Source organism: Mesorhizobium sp. 128a (genome assembly GCF_053848025.1).
Window position 1 is genome coordinate 1 of sequence record NZ_JBSPKY010000068.1, and the last position, 2216, is coordinate 2216.

Consider the following 2216-nt stretch of genomic DNA (forward strand, 5'->3'; position numbering starts at 1 on the left):
TATCGGCCTAGCGGTCACTGGAAAGCCGCTACCCGAACGCCGGTCTCGTCAGGTCGGCTGGGGACCACCCCGCGAACCCCAACGGCAGGACTTAGGTCTGACCAAGACATAGGACGTTGGTCTGGCGAACTTGGGACTGAAGGCCCAAGGCAGGAACAACCTGGAAGTATTGAGGTTCGATTGACGGCGAGCAGTCCTTGGTGCTGTCGCCAGGCTTAAAAGGAGAAGAACCATGAGAACGCAACTTATCACTGTGGGTGCAGCGCTTATGCTGTTGGCTGGCGCCGGCGTCGCCGCAGCAGAGGACGTGATCATTACCCCTGAACAGGATACCGTCGTCCGCGAATACGTGAAGAAGCAGCCGCTTGCTTCGCTGAAGCTTCCTGGTGTGGAACTCAAAGTCGGCACAGCGCTGCCCGACACGGTCGAACTCCGTGAAGTTCCTAAGGTCAAATATCGCTACGTCGTGATCGACAACCGGACAGTTCTCGTCGACCCTGGCACTCGTAAAATCATCAAGGTCTATGACTGATCGAATAGCGGCAGCCCGCCGTCTTTCATGGCGGCGGGCTGCAGTTTTGAGTTGCGCTGCGTCAGTAGCCCTGGATACCGCCTGGCTTCTTCTAAGACGGCGATGATCTAATCGCTGCTTCGTTCGTCGTGGACTACCACGACGACCCGACAGGATAGAAGCGGCAAAGCGACACCCTCGACCTTGACGAGTTGTCCTCAAGCAACAAAAAAGCCCGCCGGGGTGAGCCAGCGGGCAGAGCTCTCATGATGGAGACGATGCACTGAATGGGCCAGTGCAACTAGCCAATTTCGTCGGCGAAGAGATGTTCCAGGCATCAGACAATTTTCTCATGGCCGCGCGGCCGGCTGCGAACCTCGACGGTCGGTTCTACATTGCCGACGCGTCCACCGCGTCCTGGCGCCTCGCTGTGGCCCGCGGGGTCACCCGAAATCTCGCCATTGCTTCCTGCTTTTCGCGCTCACGTGGCGGGGCTTGTCCGTCATCGGCTTGCCTTGCGCGATAGATGTCGATGTGGTGCTTTGCTGTGCAGGATGCGTTCGTGCGCCGCCGGCTATCGTGTACGATTTTCTCATACCAAATGGTATTAGCGTTGTGGCTAATAAAGGTAGATGATGAGCGGCCGGAAGGGACTCCGGCATGGCCCGGCTTCCGTGTGCCGCCAACAGAACCCCGCTCGGGCAGCCGGGCCGCCTGCAAGAGCTCAGCAAGGTCCATGCTTTCCGCTAAGGATGTTTGGCGCATAGATCAGCCCGACTTCTGTTGACCCGCTGACGTGTCCCACTCCGTCGCGGGCGTGTCCTGTTCTAGCGACCGTTTCCGGGTAGAGGCTGACTTGGAACGTCCTGCTGTTTGCTGGAGTCAGGTCTAGTTTCCGCCCCCTGTTCATTGACTCGCCGCGCGTAGATGAGCCGGGCCACCAGTATGAAGTATCCGACCTGCAACAAAACGGCAGTGCAAATGCCCCAGACAACAGCCTTCCAGACAGAACCCGATGCTAGATACGCCCAGGTCGTAACGACGACCAACGTCATCGCCATCCCCACAACAAATTGCGGAAAATACATCGTCGCGCCCCCCAAGGCCTCCCCTCAAGGGTAAAAATTCCATTATTTTAGCAGTTACGCAAGTAACCTGCCGGCGGCGGTCCATGCCAGAGCCGGGGTGAGGGCTGCGGAAATGGGAAGGGCAGATGATGATGGCAGATTATGTCTATGTACAAGCCTACCGGAACGGCGGTCTGAAAGCCGTCAACGATCTTCTCAAGGAGCATTTCCCGGCCGACCGCGATCGGGTGTTAGCCATGGAGGGTCTTCAGGACACCGGCTATTGGGCGATCACCTGGCATGAGAAGAAACACCCGGACGGCGGAATGTACCGCGATTTCGGACGTGTGAAGGCGTACCTCGGCGACGGGGCGGAATAGGGATTCGATGCTGCCGAGGGCGAGAAGGCTCGCCGACGCTGAAATCTTCAAGCGCACTGTTGCGGGAAGCGAAGCTTGCTTTCGCGCACAGGTTGCGCGATGCTTCCTCGGGGCAAGGGGCAGCAAAATGACACGCAATATCGAGAAGGCGGCTATCACCATCGACAAGTGGGAGGTAGCCATGAGTGAAGTAGTCGGCGGTGTCGTCCTACTCCTGTTCCCGGTCGAAGGTGATGTTGTTCCGATCATACTTAGGCC

Annotated in this window: 3 protein-coding genes; 2 read left to right on the top strand and 1 reads right to left on the bottom strand. The window is 58.2% G+C overall.

From position 1 onward, the window contains the following. Positions 1-232 precede the first annotated feature (232 nt). Positions 233-532 carry a DUF1236 domain-containing protein gene (locus ACWTU9_RS33060; RefSeq protein WP_455861991.1) on the top strand — a complete coding sequence of 100 codons (300 nt, stop codon included), beginning with the start codon at positions 233-235 and terminating at the stop codon, positions 530-532. Positions 533-1338: 806 nt separating this feature from the next. Here the strand turns inward: ACWTU9_RS33060 and ACWTU9_RS33065 are convergent. Continuing rightward, entirely contained in the window at positions 1339-1599 is a 261-nt protein-coding gene (locus tag ACWTU9_RS33065; protein ID WP_455861992.1) for an exopolysaccharide production repressor protein, read from the bottom strand. 125 nt (positions 1600-1724) lie between these two features. On the opposite strand from ACWTU9_RS33065, the gene ACWTU9_RS33070 reads away from it, so the two are divergent. Continuing rightward, positions 1725-1958 carry a hypothetical protein gene (locus tag ACWTU9_RS33070; RefSeq protein ID WP_455861993.1) on the top strand — a complete coding sequence of 78 codons (234 nt, stop codon included), beginning with the start codon at positions 1725-1727 and terminating at the stop codon, positions 1956-1958. Positions 1959-2216 lie beyond the last annotated feature (258 nt).